Origin of the sequence: Neorhizobium puerariae, assembly GCF_042429745.1 — a bacterium.
Taxonomy (GTDB): Bacteria; Pseudomonadota; Alphaproteobacteria; order Rhizobiales; family Rhizobiaceae; genus Neorhizobium; species Neorhizobium puerariae.
In genome coordinates this window covers 216,078-234,813 of record NZ_JBHMAA010000014.1, presented here as the reverse complement: position 1 = coordinate 234,813, position 18,736 = coordinate 216,078, and the positions used below count along the sequence as shown (strand labels likewise).

At 63.1% G+C, this 18,736-nt stretch carries 18 protein-coding genes, 1 tRNA gene and 1 riboswitch; of the genes, 11 read left to right on the top strand and 8 right to left on the bottom strand.

The features are described 5' to 3' along the window. Nucleotides 1-62: 62 nt before the first annotated feature. The 4 genes from ACFFP0_RS12950 to ACFFP0_RS12935 form a co-directional block, all read right to left on the bottom strand. Nucleotides 63-251 (bottom strand): Trm112 family protein, encoded by a 189-nt coding sequence (locus ACFFP0_RS12950; RefSeq protein WP_377261162.1) that lies wholly within the window; start codon nucleotides 249-251, stop codon nucleotides 63-65. A gap of 14 nt (nucleotides 252-265) precedes the next feature. Beyond that, nucleotides 266-943 carry an LON peptidase substrate-binding domain-containing protein gene (locus ACFFP0_RS12945; RefSeq protein WP_377261159.1) on the bottom strand — a complete coding sequence of 226 codons (678 nt, stop codon included), beginning with the start codon at nucleotides 941-943 and terminating at the stop codon, nucleotides 266-268. A gap of 170 nt (nucleotides 944-1,113) precedes the next feature. Next, nucleotides 1,114-2,100, bottom strand: coding sequence for a thioredoxin (gene trxA / locus ACFFP0_RS12940; RefSeq protein WP_377261157.1), 987 nt, complete (start codon nucleotides 2,098-2,100; stop codon nucleotides 1,114-1,116). A gap of 57 nt (nucleotides 2,101-2,157) precedes the next feature. Beyond that, nucleotides 2,158-2,667, bottom strand: coding sequence for a prolyl-tRNA synthetase associated domain-containing protein (locus tag ACFFP0_RS12935; protein ID WP_377261155.1), 510 nt, complete (start codon nucleotides 2,665-2,667; stop codon nucleotides 2,158-2,160). Nucleotides 2,668-2,964: 297 nt separating this feature from the next. Here ACFFP0_RS12935 and ACFFP0_RS12930 point away from each other — a divergent pair, with 297 nt between their 5' ends. From ACFFP0_RS12930 to nadC, 8 genes are all read left to right on the top strand, one after another. Continuing rightward, nucleotides 2,965-3,423, top strand: a complete 459-nt coding sequence (locus ACFFP0_RS12930) for a (2Fe-2S)-binding protein (protein WP_377261153.1) — start codon at nucleotides 2,965-2,967, stop codon at nucleotides 3,421-3,423. 3 nt (nucleotides 3,424-3,426) lie between these two features. Then, nucleotides 3,427-5,580 carry a xanthine dehydrogenase family protein molybdopterin-binding subunit gene (locus ACFFP0_RS12925; RefSeq protein WP_377261151.1) on the top strand — a complete coding sequence of 718 codons (2,154 nt, stop codon included), beginning with the start codon at nucleotides 3,427-3,429 and terminating at the stop codon, nucleotides 5,578-5,580. A 13-nt stretch (nucleotides 5,581-5,593) separates the two neighbouring features. After that, complete coding sequence (locus ACFFP0_RS12920; RefSeq protein WP_377261149.1) at nucleotides 5,594-6,247, top strand: Isoquinoline 1-oxidoreductase subunit; 654 nt, start codon at nucleotides 5,594-5,596, stop codon at nucleotides 6,245-6,247. Between the two features lie 194 nt (nucleotides 6,248-6,441). Next, nucleotides 6,442-6,516 (top strand) — tRNA-Gly (locus ACFFP0_RS12915). A gap of 326 nt (nucleotides 6,517-6,842) precedes the next feature. Then, nucleotides 6,843-7,745: an NUDIX hydrolase gene (locus ACFFP0_RS12910; protein WP_377261146.1), complete on the top strand. Its 903-nt coding sequence runs from the start codon at nucleotides 6,843-6,845 to the stop codon at nucleotides 7,743-7,745. A gap of 67 nt (nucleotides 7,746-7,812) precedes the next feature. Beyond that, nucleotides 7,813-8,784 (top strand): quinolinate synthase NadA, encoded by a 972-nt coding sequence (gene nadA, locus ACFFP0_RS12905; protein WP_377261144.1) that lies wholly within the window; start codon nucleotides 7,813-7,815, stop codon nucleotides 8,782-8,784. Beyond that, the gene (locus tag ACFFP0_RS12900) at nucleotides 8,781-10,331 is read left to right on the top strand and encodes an L-aspartate oxidase (RefSeq protein ID WP_377261142.1); all 1,551 of its coding nucleotides are present in this window, start codon (nucleotides 8,781-8,783) and stop codon (nucleotides 10,329-10,331) included. Before nadA ends, ACFFP0_RS12900 begins: the two co-directional genes overlap by 4 nt. Nucleotide 10,332: 1 nt before the next feature. Beyond that, complete coding sequence (gene nadC / locus ACFFP0_RS12895; protein WP_377261140.1) at nucleotides 10,333-11,187, top strand: carboxylating nicotinate-nucleotide diphosphorylase; 855 nt, start codon at nucleotides 10,333-10,335, stop codon at nucleotides 11,185-11,187. 20 nt (nucleotides 11,188-11,207) lie between these two features. On the opposite strand, the gene ACFFP0_RS12890 is transcribed toward nadC, so the two are convergent. The 4 genes from ACFFP0_RS12890 to ACFFP0_RS12875 form a co-directional block, all read right to left on the bottom strand. Beyond that, on the bottom strand, nucleotides 11,208-12,230 hold the full coding sequence (locus tag ACFFP0_RS12890; RefSeq protein WP_377261138.1) for an aldose epimerase family protein: 1,023 nt from the start codon (nucleotides 12,228-12,230) through the stop codon (nucleotides 11,208-11,210). 97 nt (nucleotides 12,231-12,327) lie between these two features. After that, nucleotides 12,328-13,509 (bottom strand): vWA domain-containing protein, encoded by a 1,182-nt coding sequence (locus ACFFP0_RS12885; RefSeq protein WP_377261136.1) that lies wholly within the window; start codon nucleotides 13,507-13,509, stop codon nucleotides 12,328-12,330. A gap of 11 nt (nucleotides 13,510-13,520) precedes the next feature. Then, on the bottom strand, nucleotides 13,521-14,441 hold the full coding sequence (metA, locus tag ACFFP0_RS12880) for a homoserine O-acetyltransferase MetA (protein ID WP_377261134.1): 921 nt from the start codon (nucleotides 14,439-14,441) through the stop codon (nucleotides 13,521-13,523). A gap of 57 nt (nucleotides 14,442-14,498) precedes the next feature. Beyond that, nucleotides 14,499-14,576, bottom strand: a riboswitch (SAM riboswitch). Nucleotides 14,577-14,626: 50 nt separating this feature from the next. Then, the gene (locus ACFFP0_RS12875) at nucleotides 14,627-15,466 is read right to left on the bottom strand and encodes an AAA family ATPase (RefSeq protein ID WP_377261132.1); all 840 of its coding nucleotides are present in this window, start codon (nucleotides 15,464-15,466) and stop codon (nucleotides 14,627-14,629) included. Between the two features lie 106 nt (nucleotides 15,467-15,572). Between ACFFP0_RS12875 and ACFFP0_RS12870 the strand changes: the two genes are divergently transcribed. From ACFFP0_RS12870 to ACFFP0_RS12860, 3 genes are all read left to right on the top strand, one after another. Then, nucleotides 15,573-16,223, top strand: coding sequence for a thiamine diphosphokinase (locus tag ACFFP0_RS12870; RefSeq protein ID WP_377261130.1), 651 nt, complete (start codon nucleotides 15,573-15,575; stop codon nucleotides 16,221-16,223). Nucleotides 16,224-16,229: 6 nt separating this feature from the next. After that, a complete protein-coding gene (locus ACFFP0_RS12865; protein WP_377261128.1) occupies nucleotides 16,230-18,047 on the top strand; it encodes an ABC-F family ATP-binding cassette domain-containing protein in 1,818 nt (605 codons plus the stop codon). 159 nt (nucleotides 18,048-18,206) lie between these two features. Continuing rightward, nucleotides 18,207-18,659 carry a response regulator gene (locus tag ACFFP0_RS12860; protein WP_377261125.1) on the top strand — a complete coding sequence of 151 codons (453 nt, stop codon included), beginning with the start codon at nucleotides 18,207-18,209 and terminating at the stop codon, nucleotides 18,657-18,659. Nucleotides 18,660-18,736: the final 77 nt, after the last annotated feature.

The window sequence follows — 18,736 nt, the reverse complement described above, 5'->3', positions numbered from 1 at the left end:
CTCATCCGCCTGCCGGCAGGGCAATCCCCTCCCCCTCCTGCATACGGGGTGAAGAACAAACCTCAATCCTCGATCTTTCGGGCCTCGGAAATCAGCATGATCGGAATGCCGTCCCGGATCGGATAGGCGAGCTGCGCCTTCTGCGAGATCAGTTCGTTGGTCTCCCGATTGAACGACAGCCGGCCCTTCGTCAGCGGGCAGACGAGGAGATCGAGAAGTTTCGGGTCGACCTTGCTGAGCTTTTCGTCCATGCCGGCCACCATTGCTATTGGAGAATGGTGTCGGTATCGCTGAAACCGCGCGCCAGGAAGATTTCGGTGATGGCGATCAGCGTCTCAGCGCGGGTCTTGAGGTCGGGAGCCTCCAGCAGGGCCTGTTTCTCGGCCGGGCCGAAAGGCGACATCATGGAGAGAGAATTGACAAGCGTCCGGTTGCCGGCGCGCTCGACGCTTTCCCAATCCGCCTCAAGCTTGTTGGCATCGAGATAGGCCCGGAAAACGCGCAGAAGCTCGACGCGGTCGACGGAACTCTCGTCGTCCTCCGCCGAGAGATCGGCCAGGAACGGCGCGATCCTGAAGGTGCGGTAGGGATGCCCCTCCCCCGTCTCGTCCAGCAGCCGGAAACGGCACACCCCGCTGATCGAGGCGATGTAGCGTCCGTCACCCGTCTCCGCAAACGAGGTGATCCGGCCGATGCAGCCGACGGTCGACAGAACCGGGCGCGGACCTTCCGCAGGCTCGCCGGTTTCCAGAAGCGACGGCTGCACGATGCCGATCAGCCGGTCGGCGGCAAGCGCGCGGTCGAACATCGCGAGGTAACGCGGCTCGAAGATGTTGAGAGGCAGTTGCCCGCCCGGCAGAAGCAGGGCACCCGTCAGCGGAAAAACGGGAATCGTTTCCGGCAAATCCTCCCGTTTCACATATCGTGCATTTCCCACATGCATGGGACCGAGACCTCCCAGATCGTCAGCAAGAACCGCCGCTCGGAATAATGTGGGGCGACGGCCGAAGAACGCAAGAGCGCTCCGGATCACACATGCTCAAACCGAATCCGATTGCCATTCCGGCCGCCATTTCGACCCGCCGACGTGACCGGGGCGGAGCCGCCCGCCGGTCATGAGAAGAGGATGGACGACAGCTTGCGGCGTGCGGAGATCGTCGCCGGGTCCTTTGGACCCCAGACTTCGAAGAACTGCAGAAGCTGGCGGCGGGCGCCGTCGTCGTCGAAAGCGCGATCCTTGCGCATGATCATCAGCAGATGCTCGGCCGCCTCGTCTCGCCTGCCTTCGACATTGAGGATCTTGGCAAGCTTCATGCGGGCCTCGTGATTGTCCGGATGCAGCGCGAGATCGTGTTCGAGCGCGACCGGATCGCCGAGCTTGCGGGCTTCCTCGATCTGCTCCAGCTTCTTGGCGACCGCCTGGATGGCCGGGTCCTTGGCGAGATCTTCGGGAATGGAGGCAAGCACCTGGCTGGCCCGGGGGATATCGCCCGTGGCGATCAGGCATTGCATCATGCCGGCCGCCGCCTTGGCGTTTTCCGGATCGGCCTGCAGGACCGCGCCATAAAGCTGGGCGGCTCCCTGGATATCGCCTCCGGCAAGCATGGTTTCGGCCTCGCCAAGCACGGATTCGATCTCGGCTGCCTGGTCGACGCCAGCAGGCCCGGCGATCCTGTCGATGAATTGGCGCACCTGGCTTTCGGGAACCGCGCCCATGAAGCCGTCGGCCGGGCGGCCATCCACGAAGGCGATGACGGCAGGGATGGACTGGATGCCGAGCTGGCCGGGAATGGACGGATGGTCGTCGATGTTCATCTTGACGAGTTTCACCCGGCCCTGACCTTCGTTGACGACCTTTTCGAGCACGGGCGTCAACTGCTTGCAGGGACCGCACCAGGGGGCCCAGAAATCCACGAGAACCGGCTGGCGACGCGATTCCTCGATGACATCCTTGGTAAAGCCCGCCGTGCTGGTGTCGGTGACATAGGAACCGCCGGATGACGCTGCTGGCGCCGCGCCGTAGTTCGCCGAAGCGGTCACCTGCCCGCCATAGGCGCTGGCGCCGTAGGAACCGCCATAGGGGTTGTCTCTGCCGCTCATCGATGTTCTCCCGGGAACGCTCTGTGTCGTGGTTGTATCGCTCGCAAAGATCGTATGTCAGTCCGTCACTTTCAAGACAAGCGGCATGTGGCCGGTCGCCTCCAGAAAGCGGATGAGGTCGTCGCGGCCGATCGATGTCGTCGCGTCGTTGGACAGCGGATGGCCGTTGACGACATCATGCTTCATGAGATCTTCGTCCAGCACGAAGGTAACATTGCGCCCGGTATCGTTGAAAGCGCCGAACACCGTCACCGATCCCGGAATCACGCCGAGATATTCCATCAGCTTTTCCGGCCTGCCGAAGGAGACGCGGCTCGCGGCGCCGATCACCTTGTGAACCGTCTTGAGATCGACCGTCGCGCGTTCCTCGACCGTCAGGACGAAATACCGGTCCTTCTTGTCCTTGACGAAGAGGTTCTTGGTATGCCCGCCGGGTATCTCCTCTCGCAGGCTTTCCGATTCCGCCACGGTGAAAACCGGCGGATGCATCTTGGTCGAATGGGAAATGTTGAGGCTGTCGAGGAAACGGAACAGGTCCTCGGCGGTTTTCGAAGCGGTTTCGGTCATTCTCGGGGAATTGCTCTGTTGGTGGGCTTGTCGAGTATAGCCTCAATATGCCCTCCGGCCAAGCGAGGCGCACACAATCTCGTGAAGCGCTTGAACTTGTACGACGGTCGGCCAAGTTATTATAACCGGAGGCTCATCCGATTGGAGGCGCCTCCGCGATCATCAAGAATAAGAAGCCTCGATTTTTCATTCGATTTCGGTGCGTCATTTTTCCTCGCCCTCGGCCCCGGCCGATAACTGCCGCTTTTCATCCATCGCCGGCGCGAGATGCCGGCTTCTCTCAAGAAAGGTCCGCCCATGGTCACCTTCACGCTCAACGGACAGGAACGAACGTTCGACGGCGACCCCGACACCCCGCTCCTTTGGGTCATTCGCGATTTCGAAAAGCTCACCGGCACGAAATACGGCTGCGGGGTCGCCCAGTGCGGCGCCTGCACCGTGCATCTCGACGGCATGCCGCGCCGAGCCTGCGTCACCCCGATCTCGATGATCGAAGGTTCGGACGTCGTCACGATCGAGGGCATTTCCGGAAAGGAAGCCGATGCCATCAAGACCGCATGGGCGGGCCTGGACGTACCGCAATGCGGATACTGTCAGTCCGGCCAGGTCATGTCGGCGGTGGCCCTTCTTCAGATGGTGCCGAAACCGACGGACGCGGATATCGACGGCGCAATGGCCGGCAATATCTGTCGATGCGCCACCTACCATCGCATCCGGGCAGCGATTCACAACGCCGCCAACTCGATGGAGGGCTGAGCCATGACGTTGCATGATATCACCGCCACCCGCCGCGGCTTCCTCGCCGGCTCCGGCCTCGTCATCGGCGTCGCGATCGCACCCAGGATTCTCGCTGCGGCGCAGACCGGCGTGCATGCCGGCGGCGATCCGGCGCTCGCCCCGCTGAACGCCTTCGTGAAGATCGGAACCGACGACACCGTCACCGTGCTTTCCAAGCACATCGAATTCGGCCAGGGCCCCTTCACCGGCCTCGCCACCCTCGTCGCCGAGGAGCTCGACGCCGACTGGGGCCAGATGCGCGCGGTCCACTCGCCGACCGACAACAAGGTCTACGCAAACCTCTCCTTCGGCCTGCAGGGCACCGGCGGATCGAGCTCGATCGCCAATGCCTACGAGCAGATGCGCAAGGCGGGCGCCACGGCGCGCGCCATGCTGGTCGCGGCTGCGGCCGAGGAATGGAATGTGCCGGCTTCCGAGATCACCGTCCAGAAGGGCCGTATCCAGCATGCCGCATCGAACAGGGAAAGCGGGTTCGGCGCCTTTGCCGAAAAGGCCTCCCGCCGGACGCCGCCAGCCGAGCCGAAGCTCAAGGACCCCAAGGATTTCGTGCTGATCGGCACGGAGCTGCCGAAACTCGACACACACGGCAAGACGAACGGCACCGCGATCTTCACGCTCGACATCACGCCGGACAACCTGCTGATCGCGGTGGTCGCCCATCCGGAGCACTTTGGCGCGACCGTGAAAAGCTTCAACGACGCCGAAGCCCGCAAGATACAGGGTGTCGTCGATGTGAAACAGGTCCCGCAAGGCGTCGCCGTGTATGCGGACAATACCTTTGCAGCCTTGAAGGGCCGCGATGCGCTGAGCATCGAATGGAACCTTTCCCAGGCCGAGATCCGCTCCTCGGAGGAACTCGCCGCCGAATATGTCAGGCACTTCGGCGAACCGGGACTGGAGGCGACCAACAGGGGCAATGTCGAAGAGGCCTTCAAGGCGCAGGGCCTGCAGATGCTGGACGTGGAGATCGTCTTCCCCTTCCTGGCGCATGCGCCGATGGAGCCGCTCGACGCGGTCTTCGTCAAGGCGGATGACGGCTCGATCGATATCTACAACGGTGCGCAGTTCCCGGGCTTCGATCAGTCGACCGCGGCCGGCATCCTGGGCCTCGACGAGCCGAAGGTGCGGGTCAATACCCAGCTCGCCGGCGGCAGTTTCGGCCGCAAGGCGCAGTTCGGCTCGCCCTACATGCAGGAAGCGGCCGCCGTCTACGCCGCGACGGACGGGTCCCGTCCGCTCAAGCACATGTGGACCCGCGAGGACGACATACGCGGCGGTTATTACCGCCCGATGTACGCCCACAGGATGCGCGGCGCGATCAATGCGGAAGGGCAGATCACCGCCTGGGAGCAGGTGATCGTCGGCCAGTCGATCATGGCCAAGGCGGATCTCGATCCGACCTCGGTCGAAGGGGCGTCGAACCTGCCTTACGCGATCCCCAACCTCAAGGTGACCTCCCATAACGTCCAGCTCGCCGTGCCGCCTCTCTGGTGGCGCTCGGTCGGGCATACGCATACGGGCTTTGCTGTCGAGACCTTCGTGGACGAACTCTTCCAGAAAATCGGCCGCGATCCGGTTGAGGGCCGCCTGGCGCTCCTGAAGGACGAGCCGCGCCATGCGGGCGTGCTGAAGAAGGCCGCCGAAATGGCCAATTGGGGCGGACAGGTGCCGGAAGGCCGTTCGCGCGGCGTCGCTGTGGTGGAAAGCTTCAACACCTATGTCGGCCAGGTGGTCGAGGTCTCGGTCGGTCCGGAAGGCGCTCCGCGTGTCCACAAGGTATGGTGTGCGGTCGACTGCGGCGTGGCCGTCAATCCGAACGTCATCAAGGCGCAGATGGAGGGCGGCATCGGCTATGGCCTCGGAGCGGTCCTCTTCGATGCGGTGACGCTCGGCAAGGGCGGCAGGATCGTGCAGTCGAACTTCCACGACTACCGTTCGATCCGCATCAATGAGATGCCGGATGTGGCTGTGGAGATCATCAAGTCGTCCGAAAAGCCGACCGGCGTCGGCGAACCCGGCGTGCCGCCCGTCGGCCCCGCAGTGGCCAATGCCTGGCGGCGCCTGACCGGGGCGCCGGTCCGGCAGCTTCCGATCGTCAACATCGTTTCTGCCTGAGGATCAACGACCGATGAACCTGAAAATCGCTTTCAGCGGCGCTGCCGCCGCCTGTCTGTTCGTGGCGGCCGGCGCGGCGCTCTCGCCCATGTCCGTCGCCCAGGAGACGAGGGCCGATCCGAAGACGCTTCGGCCGGCATCCTCCTTCCAGTCGATCGCCAACCAGCAGCAACGCTCCGTGGCGCTCTTCCAAGAAGCCGGCAAGGTCATCCAGCATCCGCGCTGCGTCAACTGTCACCCGGCCACCGACCGGCCGCTGCAGGGCGCCTCGATGCATCCGCACCAGCCGCCGGTCTTCCGCGGCGATGGCGGCATGGGCCTGCCCGGCATGCAATGCACAACCTGCCATAGCGCAGAGAACACGCCGGTCGTCGGGCAGGCCGATACGATCAAGAGCATACCCGGCAATCCCGCCTGGCATCTCGCGCCGATCGAAATGGCCTGGCAAGGCAAGACGCTGGGGCAGATCTGTCAACAGATCAAGGACCCGGCCCGAAACGGCGGCATGACCATGGACAGGTTGGTCGAGCACATGGCGCATGACGAACTGGTCGGCTGGGGCTGGAACCCGGGCGCCGGCCGCGAGCCCGTGCCGGGCACGCAGGCCGGATTCGGAGAGCTCATCAAGGCCTGGGTCGACACGGGCGCGGCCTGCCCCGCCTCGTGACCAGCCATGGGCCGCCGGTTCCGCATGCGGAAACCGGCGGTTTCCATGAGGTTTCCCTGCTTCGGAATTTTTCTTCGTTCCAATCGTCATTTCTCTGTTGCATTTGAAAAAAGTCTGGGCCATATAGCGCCCGTCGCCGGCAACGAGCCGCGACCCCCGGTTCAGCGAACTACCCCGGACCGGCGGAATGATGAGCGGGTGTAGCTCAGGGGTAGAGCACAACCTTGCCAAGGTTGGGGTCGAGGGTTCGAATCCCTTCGCCCGCTCCAGTTTTACAGGATGTTGGAAGCCTCGGTTTTCCGGGGCTTTTGTGTTTTCTGGGCCTCCGATGTCGGAGCTGCCTCATCCCGTTTGAAAGCAGCGTAAGCTCAAGCTATTGCCGTCACAAAGCGGCTTGGTGTCATATTCCGTTGCCACACCTCGGGGTGGTCTTTCTCCCGCGACCACATCCCACAAGATAAGTCGGATATGACGTTCTCATAACCGGAACATGCCGGCGGGCTATTGCAACGCCGGTAGCAATCGGGTCTGAGGTTGCGGTAAGCTTACCCCGCAGAATCCTGCCACGCGTTCGACAACAGCTTTCGGAGTTTCCTTGACCATCGGACTTGCCCATGCGGAGCTCATCGCGGTTCTTGCAGCCGTTACCGGGGAAGAACCTCGCGTCATGACCGTCCGCTCCGGCGACGCGCTTCCCTCCGGACCGTTCGAACTGGGGCACAGGAGCCTGCAGGCGGGCCTGAGGGAGTGGGTGGGTGAACAGACGGGCCACCCGGTCGGTTATCTCGAACAGCTCTATACCTTCGCCGACCGCGACCGCACGCGGGAAGATGCAGAATGGCGGACGGTCTCGATCAGCTATCTCGGGCTCGTTCGGGAGCAGGCGGCGCCGGGCGCCGGAAAGCCGGGCTGGCATGGCTGGTACGAATATTTCCCCTGGGAGGACCATCGAAAAGGGAGACCCGATATCCTCACCGGCATCGCCAGGGGCTTGCAGGAATGGGCCGAAGCCGAACCGGCTCGCCGCGAACATCGCCGGCGCCGGATCGATTTCGCCTTCGGCCTAGGCAGCGCGGCCTGGAATGAAGATCTCACCCTGCAGCGCTACGAGTTGATGTACGAGGCGGGGCTCGCGGCAGAAGCGGGCAGCTCCGCCGAAAAGCGCTTCGGCCGCTCGATGTTTGCCGATCACCGGCGCATTCTCGCGACCGGCATTGCCCGCCTGCGCGCCAAGATCAAATACCGCCCGGTGGTGTTCGAGCTGATGCCCGAGAATTTCACGCTTCTGCAGCTCCAGCGAACCGTCGAGGCGCTGGCGGGCCTGACATTGCACAAGCCGAACTTCCGCCGGCTGATCGACCAGCTGGAACTGATCGAGGAAACGGGCGAGATGACGAACGAGACCGGCGGCCGCCCCGCCAAGCTTTTCCGCTACCGGCACGCGGTCCTCGAAGAGCGGGCACTCTCCGGATCGAAACTTCCTCTTTCACGCAGTTGACATAAACTCGATTCGAGAATATCTCTTTGCGCCGAATATACTCAATTCGAGTATAAAGGAGCTCAGAATGAATTCTCCGCTGTCGATATCTTCGCTTTACGACCGGGTGAGCCGCGTCATTCCCAGGGCCGAATGGCTGTCCCACGAGGCGGATATCGAGGCGATCCTCGACCTGAAGCGCCGCCGCAACGCCGTTATCCTGGCGCACAACTACCAGACGCCGGAAATCTTCCACAGCGTCGCCGACATCGTCGGCGACAGCCTTGCGCTTGCCCGCAAGGCTGTCGAGGTGGATGCGGAAGTCATCGTGCTCGCCGGCGTGCATTTCATGGCGGAGACAGCAAAGCTCCTGAACCCGGAAAAGACGGTGCTGATCCCCGACATGGGCGCCGGCTGCTCCCTGGCCGAATCGATCACGCCGGAGGATGTGGCGCTGCTGAGACAAGCGCATCCGGGAGTACCGGTCATCACCTATGTCAATACGTCGGCGGCGGTGAAGGCGGCTTCAGACATCTGCTGCACCTCGGGCAACGCGAGAAAAGTGGTGGAATCGCTTGGCGTGCCGAAGGTGCTGATGATCCCCGACGAATATCTGGCGCAGAATGTGGCCCGGGAGACCGATGTGGAGATCATCGCTTGGCGGGGCCATTGCGAAGTGCACGAACTCTTCAATGCCCAGGACGTCCGCGATCTCCGTGAGGCTTATCCGGGCGTCACGATCCTTGCTCACCCGGAATGTCCCCCGGAAGTCGTGGCGGAGGCGGATTTTGCGGGCTCGACCGCGGTCATGTCGGATTATGTCGGGCAGAAGAAACCGGCCCGCGTCGTGCTGCTGACGGAATGTTCCATGAGCGACAACGTCGCCGTACACCACCCGGACGTCGAATTCGTGCGCCCCTGCAATCTCTGCCCGCACATGAAGCGCATCACGCTTTCCAACATCCGCAAGGCCCTGGAAGAGAACCGTCATGAGGTGACTGTCGATCCGGCGATCGCCGGTGCGGCGCGCGGCGCCGTGGAAAGGATGCTGGCGATATGACCGAGCTTCCTAATCGCCTCGCCGGCCGCGTGGCAATTGTCGGCAGCGGCCTGGCAGGCCTGGTGACGGCCCTGACGCTGGCGCCCCAGCCGGTGGTTCTCGTCACCCGCGCCGGTCTTGGCGCGGAGACGTCGAGCGCCTGGGCACAGGGCGGAATTGCGGCAAGCCTCGGTGCGGACGACAATGCCGACCTTCATCTCGCCGACACCCTCGCCGCCGGGGACGGCCTGTGCGACGTGGCCGCCGCCGCATCGATCCTGAAGGCGGCGCCGGCCGCGATCGCCATGCTGGAGAAATTCGGCGTCCGCTTCGACAGGACCGCCGATGGTGTATTCTCGCTCGGTCTGGAAGCCGCCCATTCCCGCCGGCGCATCGTGCATGTCGAAGGCGACGGGTCCGGCGCAGCGATCGTCCGCGCGCTGGTCGAGGCCGTCCGCAAGACGCCGTCGATCACCGTGCTGGGCGATGTCGAGGCAAGACGGCTGCTGGTCGACGACGGCAGGATTTCCGCCCTGCTCTGCGCCACGCGCAGCGGTGCCTTGGTCCTGCCTGCCTCGCGCATCGTGCTGGCCACCGGCGGCCTCGGCGGGCTTTACGAGGCAACCACCAATCCCGTCGGCAACTACGGCCAGGGAGTCATGCTGGCCGCACGCGCGGGAGCCGAACTGGCGGATATGGAATTCGTGCAGTTCCACCCGACAGCCCTGGATTCCCCCCGGCGGCCGCTGGCGCTGGTGAGCGAGGCGGTGCGCGGCGAGGGTGCGGTGCTGGTCAACGAGAAGGGCGAACGGTTCCTCGTTCGTGAGCCGGGCGCCGAACTTGCTCCACGGGATGTCGTGGCGCGTGCGATCAGCGCCGAACTCGGCCGCGGCGGCCGCGTCTTCCTCGATGCCCGCAAGGCCCTCGGCCGGAAATTCGCAAGCCGCTTTCCGGCGATCGATGGGCTCTGCCGCGAGGCCGGCATTGATCCCTCGACCGATCTCATCCCGGTCCGTCCGGCCGTGCACTATCACATGGGCGGCGTGGCGACCGACATCAACGGCCGCAGTTCGGTTCCGGGGCTCTGGGCGGTCGGCGAGGCGGCATCGACCGGCCTGCACGGCGCCAACCGGCTGGCCAGCAATTCGCTGCTCGAAGCGGCGGTGATGGGCATGCAGGCGGCACGGGACATTGCCGGAGTGCTGGCGCCGACCGATGGAACCGCCGCAACAGCGCCCGCAACCGGCCTTCCGCCGCCCGCGGACCTTTCCATGGTGCCTCCCGTCGTTTCCCGCCATCTGGGCGTCTTGCGCAATGCCGGCGCCATGCATGACGCGATCGCAAGCCTGTTGCCGCTCATCGAGAGCGAAGAGGCATCTTCCGATCCCGCGCTCGTCGCGCTGCTGATCGCCGTCTTCGCGTCGCTGCGGCGGGAATCCCGCGGCGCCCATGCACGACCGGATTTTCCGCTCAAGCTCGCCTCCGCGGAACGGCGGACGATGCGCCTTGCCGAAGCACTCGATATTGCACGGGAAACCGCTTCCCATCCTCTTGCCAGGAGCGCCTGACATGATCCTTGCCGCCCTTCCCCGGCTGATCCTTGAACCACCCGTGCGTACCGCACTGATGGAAGACCTCGGCCTGGCCGGAGACATTACCTCGACCGCCGTCATACCCGGAGATCACCGTTCGAAAGTTGTCATGGCCGCCCGCAAGCCCGGCGTGATCGCAGGCCTCGACGCCGCCGCGCTTGCCTTTGCGCTTGTCGATCCCGCGATAACGGTAATCCGCCACATTCCTGACGGAGCATCGGTGAAGCCGGGCGATACCATCGCCACCGTCGAAGGCCTGTCCCGCGGACTGCTGACTGCCGAGCGCACGGCCCTCAATTTCCTCGGCCACCTGTCCGGCATCGCGACGGTCACCGCCGGCATCGTCGCGGCGGTCGCCGGCAGCAAGGCTTCCGTCGTCTGCACGCGCAAGACGACGCCGGGCCTGCGGGCGCTCGAAAAATACGCCGTCCGCGCCGGCGGAGGCATCAATCATCGCTTCGCTCTCCACGACGCCGTGCTGATCAAGGACAATCACGTCGCAATCGCCGGCGGCGTCGCGGAAGCCATCCGCCGGGCCAAGGCCGGCGTCGGCCACATGGTGAAGATCGAGGTGGAGGTCGACACGCTGGCCCAGCTTCGGGAAGCGATGAACGCCGGCGTCGACGCGGTGCTGCTCGACAACATGCGGCCGGACCAGCTTCGTGAGGCGGTCGGGATCGTCGGCGGCCGGGCGATCACCGAAGCCTCCGGCGGCATCACCCCGGAAACGGCGGCGGAAATCGCGGCGACCGGCGTCGATCTGCTATCGATCGGCTGGATCACCCACAGCGCGCCAACCCTCGATATCGGGCTCGATTTCGTTTCCGCCTGATCGCGCAGCCGGGAAACGCCCTATTGTTTTGAGAAAACGTAGTCCGTTTCCTGACGCAGAACCTCGCCGGGGCGCAGAACAGCATTCGGAAAGCCCGGGTGGTTGATGGCGTCCGGCCAGACCTGGGTTTCCAGGCAGAATCCGGCAAACGGGCCGTAGCGACGTCCTTCGAGGCCGGGAACCGGAAGTTCCTGAAGCTTGAAGGCGGCATAGAGCTGCACACCGGGTTCGGTGGTGCGCATCTCCATCGACACGCCGGAATAGATGCTGCGCGCCAGCGCGACGGACCGCTTTTCCACGCGCCCGGCCGACAGGCAGTAATTATGGTCGAAAAGCACCTGCCGGTCGCCGTCGAACCGCTTCATCGGTCCCATTTCGCGCAGGTCGAAGGGCGTTCCGGCGACCGCCATCAGCCTGCCGGTCGGCAACTGTTTTTCATCGACATCGACCAGGTGATCGGCTGCGATCATGATGTCGTGGCCGAGCGCATCCTCGCGCCCGTCGAGATTGAAATAGGAATGCTGGCAGATGTTGGCGAGCGTCGGCTGATCCGTCGTCGCCTCGTAGACGACCGACAGCACGCCGCCATCCTCGAGGTGGTAGGTGGCCGTCACCGTGCAATTTCCGGGATAGCCTGCCCGGCCGTCGGGATCGACGATACGCAGGACGACCTTGTCGGCGGCATGTTCCACGATCGTCCAGTTGCTGCGGCCGATGCCGTCGGTCCCGCCGTGAAGATGGCCGATGCCCGGCTGGTTCGTTTCGAGCTGGTATTGCTTTCCGTCGAGAACGAAGCGGCCTGCGGAGATGCGGTTGGCGCAGCGGCCGGGCGTCGCGCCGAAATAGGGCGAATGGACCGGGTAGGGATCGAAGGTCTCGAAACCGAGCACGAGCGGCGGCTGATGGCCGTCGAGCCTGAGATCCTGGATCGCCGCGCCCCATGTGATGACGTTTGCGGTCAATCCGCCACCGGCGATCTTCACCCGATAGACGGGTTCGCCCTTCTCCGTCGTGCCGAAAACCTCGAAACCCTGATCCGACATGGATTAATTCCTCCGCCGATATATTCGGCGGCAAACTGCGCGATTTGGCCGCAAGCTGCAATGTCGCGAAGAAGAAAAAGTCCTGGGAAGATCGATGTCAGCGGCTGAGCGCACGCGTCGCCTGTTCCAACCCGCCGAGCGTCAGCGGAAACATCTGTTCGATCATGAGCTTCCGCATCAATCCGATGGAGGTCGTGTGGCGCCAATGCCCCTCGGGCACCGGATTGAGCCAGATGCAGCGGCGGAAATGACCGGTCATGCGCCTGATCCAGATTTCGCCGGGCTCCTGGTTCCAATGCTCGACGGAACCGCCCGCATGGGTGATCTCATAGGGGCTCATGGAGGCATCGCCGACGAAGATCACGCGATAGTCGGCACCGTAGCTGCGGATGAGATCGAGCGTCGCCATGCGGCCCGAGCGACGCCGGTTCTCCTTCCACACGCCCTCATAGAGACAGTTGTGGAAGTAGAAATGCTCCATATGCCGGAACTCGGCACGCGCCGCCGAGAACAGTTCCTCGACGACGCGGATATGATCGTCCATCGATCCTCCCACATCGAAGAACATGAGAAGTTTCACGGCATTGCGCCGCTCCGGCCGCGTCTGAACATCGAGATAGCCATGCTCCGCGGTGGAGCGGATCGTGCCCGGCAGGTCGAATTCCTCCGCAGCCCCTTCCCGCACCCAGCGCCGCAGCCGCTTCAGCGCCAGCTTGATATTGCGCGTGCCGAGCTCGACCTTGTCGTCGAAATCCCTGAATTCCCGCTTGTCCCAAACCTTCACCGCCCGACGGTGGCGCGACTCGTCCTGTCCGATCCGCACGCCCTCCGGGTTATAGCCATAAGCGCCGAAAGGGGAGGTCCCGCCGGTGCCGATCCATTTCGAACCGCCCTGGTGGCGCCCCTTCTGCTCCGCCAGCCGCTGCCGGAGCGTCTCCATGAGCTTCTCAAAACCGCCGAGCGACTGGATGAGCTTCTTCTCGGCCTCCGTCAGATGCTTTTCGACAAGCTTGCGAAGCCATTCCTCGGGAATGTCCGCCCCTTCGAGACCGGAAGTCTCGGAGACGGCTTCCAGCCCGCGAAAATGGGAGGAGAACGCCTGATCGAACCTGTCGATAAACCTCTCGTCCTTCACCAGTGCGGCCCGGGCGAGGAAGTAGAAAGCCTCCACGTCGAAATCCACGATTCCCTGCTCCAGCCCTTCGAGAAGGACGAGGAATTCCCGCAAGGTAACCGGAACCTTCGCCTCTCTGAGCTGCAGGAAAAACGGGATGAACATCGCCGGTCGGTTTACTCCATGCCGATCTTCTCCAGATCGTAGGGCGTCGTCTGGTAGATCTCGTTGATCCAGTTGCCGAAGAGAAGATGCGCATGGCTGCGCCAGCGGTTCAAGGGCGTCAGCGTATCGTCGTTGTGCGGAAAATAATCGTGCGGCAGCTTGATGGGAATGCCGGCATTGACGTCCCGGAAATATTCATCCGCCAGCGAGGTCGAATCATACTCCACATGATTGAACATGTAGAGGCGCTTGCCGACCTTCTCATGCACGAGACAAAGGCCCATCTCATCCGATTCCATCAGGATGTCGAGACCGCGCGCCGTCTCGACATCGGCGCGGCGCACCTCGGTCCAGCGGGATACCGGCACCTGAAAATCATCCGAAAAACCATTGAGATATACGGATGAAGGGCAAAGATTGCGATGGCGGTAGACTCCGAATGCCTTTTCCTTCAGCTCGTATTTCGGCACGCCGTGGAAATGATAGATCGCCGCCATCGCCCCCCAGCAGACGTTCATGGTCGAATGAACGTTGGTCGACGTCCAGTCGAAGATCTTCCGCATTTCGTCCCAGTAGGTGACTTCTTCATAGGGCAGCGTCTCGATCGGAGCGCCGGTGATGATGAAACCGTCGAACTTCCGGTGCTTCACTTCTTCCCAGGTCTCGTAGAAGGCCAGCAGATGCTCTTCCGACGTGTTCTTGGCCTTGTGATTGCCGACGCGCACCAGCGAAAATTCCACCTGCAGCGGCGTCGTGCCGACAAGCCGCGCCATCTGGATCTCGGTCTTGATCTTGTTCGGCATGAGGTTCAGGAGCCCGATCTGCAGCGGACGAATGTCCTGCCGCACCGCCGCGGTTTCGGTCATGACCCGCACACCCTCCTGAACGAGAGTGCTGAATGCGGGCAGCGTATCGGGAATCTTGATCGGCATTTCCAAACCCACAAAAACAAAAACCGGCGGCGAAAAAATCGCGACCGGCCCGTGGGAAGTCATCTTCTCGCGGCCCTTTAGCGACTTTTTTTACGTGGCTGCAAGCCGGCCGGCCAAATCACCACGGAATTACGGATCTTCAAATACGCCTTGCTACGCCCGACGTCAATGGGAGCAAAATTTCCCTATCGCTCCCGCCGCGCCATGAATGCCATACGCTCGAAAAGGTGGACGTCCTGCTCGTTCTTCAGAAGCGCCCCGTGAAGCTTCGGCAGGGCGTTCTTCACATCGCCCCTGAGGTCGGCGGGGTCCACGTCGTCGGAAATGAGAAGCCTGATCCAGTCGAGCGCCTCGGAGGTGGACGGTTTTTTCTTCAGCCCGGGCATCTCGCGGATCTCGTAGAACTGGGCAAGCGCATTGCGCACCAGCGCCTGCTTGATGCCGGGATAATGCACCTCGACGATACGGGTGAGCGTGTCGACATCGGGAAAACGGATATAGTGGAAGAAGCAGCGGCGCAGGAAAGCGTCCGGCAGTTCCTTCTCGTTGTTGGATGTGATGATGACGATAGGCCGGACCGTGGCCTTCACGGTCTCGCCGGTCTCATAGACATGGAATTCCATACGGTCCAGCTCCTGCAGGAGGTCGTTCGGGAATTCGATGTCCGCCTTGTCGATCTCGTCGATCAGCAGCACGATCTTCCGGTCCGAGGCGAAGGCCTGCCACAGCTTGCCGCGGCGAATGTAATTGGTGACGTCATGGACGCGTTCGTCTCCGAACTGGCTGTCGCGCAGCCGGGAAACAGCGTCATATTCGTAAAGCCCCTGCTGCGCCCTGGTCGTGGACTTGATGTTCCATTCGATGAGATCGAGACTGAGGGCAGCCGCGACCTGCCGGGCGAGTTCCGTCTTGCCCGTACCGGGTTCGCCCTTGACCAGCAGCGGCCGTTCAAGCCGGATCGCGGCATTCACCGCCACCATCAGCTCCTTGTCGGCGATATAATCCGCTGTACCCTGAAACTGCATGTCTTCGTCCCGATCTCAAAACCCCGCGCAAACTAGTGACTGGATATGGACGAAGCAAGCGCAAGCGGCTTTCCCTTTCCGCTCGGTTTACGCTATGGGCAGTGTCATGACCCACGCGACTTTCACGATCCTGCTCGGCGGCGATCTCATTGTCACCGAACGCCTGCGAAAGGCCGTCAGCGCGAGCCGCTTCATCGCGGCCGACAGCGGCATCCGTCATGCGACCGCACTCGGGGTCGAGCCGGAACTCTGGGTCGGTGATTTCGATTCCACCGATGCCGAGCTTGCAAGACAATGGCCGGGCGTGAAACAGCAGACCTATCCGCCCGCCAAGACGGAAACCGACGGCGAAATCGCCACGTCGGAGGCGATAGACCGCGGCGCGACGCGGCTGGTTTTCGCTGGCGCGCTCGGCGGCGAGCGCAGCGACCACGCGCTGCAGCATCTCATCCATGCCATGAGTCTGGCCGAACGCGGCTTCGACATTCTGCTGACATCCGGCGAGGAAGAGGCGATCCCCCTGCTTTCCGGAGCCAGGACACTGGATCTGCCCGAAGGTTCGCTCTTTTCGGTCGTCGGCTTCTCCGGCCTGGAAGGGCTGGACATCATCGGCGCGCGATATCCGCTCGACAACTTCTCCCTACCTTTCGGCTCCTCCCGCACGGTTTCGAACGTTGCGGAAGGACCGGTGGAAATCCATCTAAGAAGCGGCAGGGCCATGATCCTCGCCCGCCCCTACGACTTTTCCGGAGCATGAGGCCATATGGCACCTCCCATCCTAAAGCTTGACGACATCTTCCTGAGCTTCGGCGGCGCGCCGCTCCTGGCCGGAGCGAACCTGCAGGTGGAGCCGGGCGACCGCATCTGCCTCGTCGGCCGCAACGGCTCCGGTAAATCGACGCTGATGAAGATCGCCGCCGGCATGGTCGAGCCGCAGTCCGGCGAGGTTTTCCGGCATCCGGCCGCGACCATCCGCTATCTCGAGCAGGCGCCGGATTTCGCGGGCTTTTCCACCGTGCAGGCCTATGCGGAAGCCGGCCTTGGCCCCGGCGACGACCCCTATCGCGTCACCTATCTGCTGGAACATCTGGGCCTTACCGGCCACGAAGACCCGAAGACGCTATCCGGCGGTGAATCCCGCCGCGCCGCGCTTGCCCGCGTCATGGCCCCCGAGCCGGATATCCTGATGCTCGACGAGCCGACCAACCATCTCGACCTGCCGACGATCGAATGGCTGGAAGACGAGCTGCGCAAGACGAAGAGCGCATTGGTGCTGATCTCGCACGACCGGCGTTTCCTCGAAAAGGTCTCGACCGCCACCGTCTGGCTCGATCGCGGCACCTCACGCCGGCTCGACAGGGGTTTTGCCCATTTCGAGGCATGGCGCGACGAGGTGCTGGAGGCCGAGGAGGTGGAGCAGCACAAGCTCGGCAAGGCGATCGAGCGCGAGGAACACTGGCTGCGCTACGGCGTAACGGCGCGGCGTAAGCGCAACATGCGCCGTCTCGGAGAACTGCAGTCCATGCGCGCCTCCTACCGCGGCCACAAGGGACCGCAGGGCACGGTGAAGGCCGAGATCACCGAGGGGCGGGAATCCGGCAAGCTGGTGATCGAGGCGGAAAACATCACCAAGGCCTATGACCGACAGATCATCGCGCCGTTTTCGATCCGCGTCCATCGCGGCGACCGGATCGGCCTTGTCGGTCCGAACGGCGCCGGCAAGACGACGCTGCTGAAGATGCTGACCGGCCAGCTCGCTCCCGACGCCGGCACGGTGAAGCTTGGCACGAACCTGGAAATCGCCACGCTCGACCAGAAACGCGAGGACCTGAATCCGGAAGACACCTTGTCCCACTACCTGACCGACGGCCGCGGGGAGACCTTGCTCGTCAACGGCGAGCAGCGCCACGTCGCGGGCTACATGAAGGATTTCCTGTTCCAGCCGGAACAGATGATCCGCACGCCGATCAAGAACCTGTCCGGCGGCGAGCGCGCCCGGCTGATGCTCGCCCGCATCATGGCCAAACCTTCCAATCTGCTGATCCTCGACGAACCGACCAACGACCTCGACATCGAGACGCTGGACCTGCTGCAGGAGATCGTCGCCGGCTACAACGGCACCGTCATCCTCGTCAGCCACGACCGCGACTTCCTCGACCGCACCGTGACCTCCACCATCGCACCCGCCAATCCAGAGGCGCCGGACGGCCGCTGGATCGAATATGCCGGCGGCTATACGGATATGCTCGCCCAGCGGAAAGGCGCCCTGGAAGAGAAGCGCAAAGCGGAGAAGGCGGAAAAGCCGAAGACCGACGCCGCCGCGACCGAGGCGCCGAAAAACAAGGGAAAACTCTCCTACAAGCAGAAATTCGCGCTCGAAAACCTGCCGAAGGAAATGGCGAAGGCCGAGGCGGAAATCGCTTCCCGGGAGAAGAAGATGGCCGATCCCGATCTCTTCGCCAAGGACCCGGCCGCCTTCAACCGACTTGCCGCCGAAATGGAGAAACTTCGCGAGAGCCTGACCAGGATGGAGGAAGAATGGCTCGAACTGGAAATGCTGCGCGAGGAGCTGGAAGGCTGAGCTAACGAATTGTTAACTCTAACAGCCATTTAGAGCCGGAATATTTGTCACGAAACGGAACATTCCTGTACCTCTGCCCGTTCGGTCCGCACCGATGGCAGGAATGGCGATCGACCTCCCTGCCGGAATTGAGAACCGGGAATCGTGTGGGGACATCCAATGCTGACAAATGTACCGCGTCGTCGGCCGCCCAGTGAAGCAGCGAAGCAGCGGGTGTTGATCGTGGAGGATGAATTCCTCATCGCGCTCGACATCGCCGAAACCGTCGAGAACATGGGGCTGAAAGTCACGGGTCTTGCCAATGCCCGCAAACACGCGCTGGAGCTTGCGCCCCTTGCCGATATTGCCATCGTCGATGTCAATCTGACCGATGGCAGGACCGGACCGGACATCGGCCGCGAGCTTGCCAGGCGATACGGCGTCACCGTGATCTTCATGACCGGCAATCCTGACGACCTGAAGGACGGCGTGGAAGGTTCCCTCGGCGTTCTCACCAAGCCGGTCATGCCGGAGGCCGTGGAAAGAACCATCGACTATGCCGTCACCGACCGTCTCGGCGGCACGACGGCCGCACCGCGCGAACTCAAGGTCTTCCGGCGGAATTCGCATTGAGCGAAAAATTTCCGTCTGCGTGTCGGTTTCACGCTTCCTTCTTCGTCCTTGGATAGAACGCGCGATCATGCGCGTAT

Bases quoted from the DNA above. Each gene is read 5' to 3' on its own strand.
- ACFFP0_RS12950 (WP_377261162.1), bottom strand. From the start codon at position 251: ATGGACGAAAAGCTCAGCAAGGTCGACCCGAAACTTCTCGATCTCCTC.
- ACFFP0_RS12945 (WP_377261159.1), bottom strand. From the start codon at position 943: ATGCATGTGGGAAATGCACGATATGTGAAACGGGAGGATTTGCCGGAA.
- trxA (WP_377261157.1), bottom strand. From the start codon at position 2,100: ATGAGCGGCAGAGACAACCCCTATGGCGGTTCCTACGGCGCCAGCGCC.
- ACFFP0_RS12935 (WP_377261155.1), bottom strand. From the start codon at position 2,667: ATGACCGAAACCGCTTCGAAAACCGCCGAGGACCTGTTCCGTTTCCTC.
- ACFFP0_RS12930 (WP_377261153.1), top strand. From the start codon at position 2,965: ATGGTCACCTTCACGCTCAACGGACAGGAACGAACGTTCGACGGCGAC.
- ACFFP0_RS12925 (WP_377261151.1), top strand. From the start codon at position 3,427: ATGACGTTGCATGATATCACCGCCACCCGCCGCGGCTTCCTCGCCGGC.
- ACFFP0_RS12920 (WP_377261149.1), top strand. From the start codon at position 5,594: ATGAACCTGAAAATCGCTTTCAGCGGCGCTGCCGCCGCCTGTCTGTTC.
- nadA (WP_377261144.1), top strand. From the start codon at position 7,813: ATGAATTCTCCGCTGTCGATATCTTCGCTTTACGACCGGGTGAGCCGC.
- ACFFP0_RS12900 (WP_377261142.1), top strand. From the start codon at position 8,781: ATGACCGAGCTTCCTAATCGCCTCGCCGGCCGCGTGGCAATTGTCGGC.
- nadC (WP_377261140.1), top strand. From the start codon at position 10,333: ATGATCCTTGCCGCCCTTCCCCGGCTGATCCTTGAACCACCCGTGCGT.
- ACFFP0_RS12890 (WP_377261138.1), bottom strand. From the start codon at position 12,230: ATGTCGGATCAGGGTTTCGAGGTTTTCGGCACGACGGAGAAGGGCGAA.
- ACFFP0_RS12885 (WP_377261136.1), bottom strand. From the start codon at position 13,509: ATGTTCATCCCGTTTTTCCTGCAGCTCAGAGAGGCGAAGGTTCCGGTT.
- metA (WP_377261134.1), bottom strand. From the start codon at position 14,441: ATGCCGATCAAGATTCCCGATACGCTGCCCGCATTCAGCACTCTCGTT.
- ACFFP0_RS12875 (WP_377261132.1), bottom strand. From the start codon at position 15,466: ATGCAGTTTCAGGGTACAGCGGATTATATCGCCGACAAGGAGCTGATG.
- ACFFP0_RS12870 (WP_377261130.1), top strand. From the start codon at position 15,573: ATGACCCACGCGACTTTCACGATCCTGCTCGGCGGCGATCTCATTGTC.
- ACFFP0_RS12865 (WP_377261128.1), top strand. From the start codon at position 16,230: ATGGCACCTCCCATCCTAAAGCTTGACGACATCTTCCTGAGCTTCGGC.
- ACFFP0_RS12860 (WP_377261125.1), top strand. From the start codon at position 18,207: ATGCTGACAAATGTACCGCGTCGTCGGCCGCCCAGTGAAGCAGCGAAG.